This is a genomic window from Phytobacter sp. V69 (assembly GCF_965644215.1).
Classification (GTDB): domain Bacteria; phylum Pseudomonadota; class Gammaproteobacteria; order Enterobacterales; family Enterobacteriaceae; genus Phytobacter.
The window spans coordinates 1-2,728 of the sequence record NZ_CBFFRL010000348.1 but is presented as its reverse complement, the minus strand read 5'-3'; the positions used below and the strand labels follow the sequence as shown (position 1 = coordinate 2,728).

4 protein-coding genes and 1 pseudogene are annotated in these 2,728 nt (G+C 54.2%); 3 read left to right on the top strand and 2 right to left on the bottom strand.

The genetic code is table 11. The features are described from left to right. The first annotated feature begins 125 nt into the window (after positions 1-125). The 3 genes from ACSZPU_RS24880 to ACSZPU_RS24870 all read left to right on the top strand — a co-directional run bounded on the left by ACSZPU_RS24880 (position 126) and on the right by ACSZPU_RS24870 (position 1,763). Positions 126-683, top strand: a complete 558-nt coding sequence (locus ACSZPU_RS24880) for a DcrB/PsbP domain-containing protein (protein WP_499004257.1) — start codon at positions 126-128, stop codon at positions 681-683. 241 nt (positions 684-924) lie between these two features. Beyond that, positions 925-1,407, top strand: a complete 483-nt coding sequence (locus ACSZPU_RS24875) for a cold-shock protein (RefSeq protein WP_499004255.1) — start codon at positions 925-927, stop codon at positions 1,405-1,407. A gap of 110 nt (positions 1,408-1,517) precedes the next feature. Continuing rightward, entirely contained in the window at positions 1,518-1,763 is a 246-nt protein-coding gene (locus tag ACSZPU_RS24870) for a YmjA family protein (RefSeq protein WP_499004254.1), read from the top strand. Positions 1,764-1,829: 66 nt separating this feature from the next. Here ACSZPU_RS24870 and ACSZPU_RS24865 read toward each other — a convergent pair whose 3' ends face one another. Beyond that, positions 1,830-2,069, bottom strand: a complete 240-nt coding sequence (locus ACSZPU_RS24865; protein ID WP_499004259.1) for a PhzF family phenazine biosynthesis protein — start codon at positions 2,067-2,069, stop codon at positions 1,830-1,832. Further along, positions 2,029-2,670, bottom strand: a pseudogene (locus ACSZPU_RS24860) (PhzF family phenazine biosynthesis protein); the annotation flags it as partial. The gene ACSZPU_RS24865 and the pseudogene ACSZPU_RS24860, both read right to left, overlap by 41 nt. Positions 2,671-2,728 lie beyond the last annotated feature (58 nt).

The following is a 2,728-nucleotide window of genomic DNA, read 5'->3' as shown; positions in this document are numbered from 1 at the left end:
ATACAGCTCAGCTAAGGTAAGGCTAATACAGCTAAGGACTCCACTGAACCCCACCGATTAAATCGCACCTTCCCTATTCCCCCTGAATTTTAAAAAAATGGAAATAACAACATGAGGAGTTCGCAATGAAGTTAAAGAATATATCCACTCTGTCAGCCGCAATATTCTTTACTGCAGCGCTGGGTTGCACAGTGAATGTGGCATCCGCCGCCGAAGCGCAGAAGACGGAACAAGCAGCCGCCACAACTGAAACACTCTCTCTTCTGGATGGAAAGCAGGTATTTAAATTACAGGGTTATGAGGCTCAGCCTGTTCCCGGTGGCGCGCCTGGAACCATGTATGTCAATAAGCAGGCTAAACGTGTGCTGATTATTGGTGAAGAAGAGATTCCGTTGGCCGCTCGTGCTGCCAGTGAAGATGATTTTCTCACTGGTCTGAAGTCGATTAAGGATCAGCAGAAGCAGTCTTCGCCGTCTTATAAGGTTGTCAGCGAAAAAACGGAAAACGTGAAGGGGCTGAAGGTGTATCACGTCGAAGCCACCAACAAAATGGACGGTACTGATGTGTATCAGGCAACGTTGCTCGCTGTCGCCAACAAGAAATTCACCATTATCCAGGTCATTTCGAACCAGAAAGATAAGCCGGGTCATATTGCGGCGGTAAACAATATTCTTGGGAAATGAGGTGATAAGCGTGTTCGGTAAGGTCAGGAGCCGTCTGTTCCCCTCACCCTAAACCTCTCCCAAAAGGAGAGGGAACCGACCGTGCAAACTCGCAAGCCTCAGCGCGCCAGCTCGGCGCCCCTAACCTCGCCTCCCGCAACTTTATCACCCACGCTTAAGCCAAAGACGTAGTCTGCGCGGGCATTGTGCTTTACACTGCGCGCTGCAAGAATTGAGTAGATAAACGATTAATCAGGCGGTAATGGCGATGAACGGAACGATCACAACGTGGTTTAAAGATAAAGGTTTTGGATTTATCAAAGATGAAAACGGCGAGAACCGTTACTTTCATGTGATTAAGGTCGCCAACCCTGATCTGATCAAGAAAGATGCAGCGGTGACCTTCGAACCGACCACCAACAACAAGGGCCTGTCCGCGTACGCGGTCAAAGTCATCCCGGAAAGCAAATACATCTATATCGCAGGCGAGCGTCTGAAACTCGCCTCGATCAAGTCTTTCGTGGTGTTCAGCGAAGAAGTGCCGGTTGAAACTGGCATCGATAAAGAAAATGCGGTGCTGTCGGTGGGCATCCTGATGAACAACATCAAACCGAAGTCCGCCCAGAAACCGGGCGAAATGCGCTCGGTAAAAAAACTGGCGATCACCACCTTCCAGGGCACGGCGTTGATCTTCTCGGAAGATGAGATAGACATCGAAGCCACGGTGAAAATGCTCAAGGTCTGACATCAGTCAGGCCGATCCTGGCCGACATTGCCGGTCGGGCGATGCAGTAAGACTGCTATTATCTAAGCCACATCAGCAGCACAACTGGCTCCAGCCTTAGGGAACGACTTATGAATAACGAAATACCGCTTAAATTTTATGACATCGTGGATGAGTATTCGACGGAATGCGCAGAGCCGGTGAGCGAGTCAGAACGCGATCCCCTGGCGCACTATTTCCAGTTGCTGATCACCCGTTTGATGAATAACGAAGAGATCAGCGAAGAAGCGCAGCAAGAGATGGCCAGTGAAGCGGGCATCAATGAAAAGCGTATCGATGATATCGCCAACTTCCTGAACCAGTGGGGCAACGAATAACCCGCCTCCGTCTTTATCGGGAAGGCGGCATTTGCCCCCTTCTCGCTTATCAGATGCCATAGCGCATCACAGATTAAACGTCCCTTCCATCGTGCTCACGCTGTCGCCGCCCACCCGTACAACCGGTTTGCCCTGCGAGGCATCATAGCCCGCGAACAGTACGCTGGCGCGCCCCATATCCACACCCTGGCTTACCCGCAGATTCAGCGTCGTTGCATTGCGAAGCGTCGCCAGCAGCGCCGCCAGCGCAGCGGTCGCACTGCCTGTCGCCGCCCACCCGTACAACCGGTTTGCCCTGCGAGGCATCATAGCCCGCGAACAGTACGCTGGCGCGCCCCATATCCACACCCTGGCTTACCCGCAGATTCAGCGTCGTTGCATTGCGAAGCGTCGCCAGCAGCGCCGCCAGCGCAGCGGTCGCACTGCCTGTCGCCGGGTCCTCGGTCATCCGCGGCGTGAACATACGCGCCTGCACATCGCACTGCTCTTCCGGCGCTGTGTCCAGGGTATACGCATAAATGGACACTGCCCCATCAAGCGGCAGAATCGCCCGGAACCCTTGTAAATTCGGCACGCAGCGGCGCAGCGCTTCGCGGGAGGCCAGTTCCACAATCAGAAACGGCAGGCCCACTGAAGCCACCAGCGGCTGATGCACCGCCGTGCTGATGCTGTCCGCTTCCAGCGACAAACAGGCAGCGACACTTTCCGGGCTCACTTCGGAACGCCGGGATAACAGCTCCGGCACCAACAGTTCGGCGCCGGTGGTTGCACCGTTGTCCTTGAGCAAGCGCACGGGGACCAGACCGGCTGCTTCTTCGAACAACAGTGTCTCCGGGAGCGTTTCGCCGCTTGCCGCCGTATAGCTCGCCAGCACAAAAGCAGTGCCGACATTAGATAGTGTCGTCACAAGATTTTAGCCCAGAGAGCGATGCATCTGATCTGGACGGCAGCGAGAAATGAGGCCG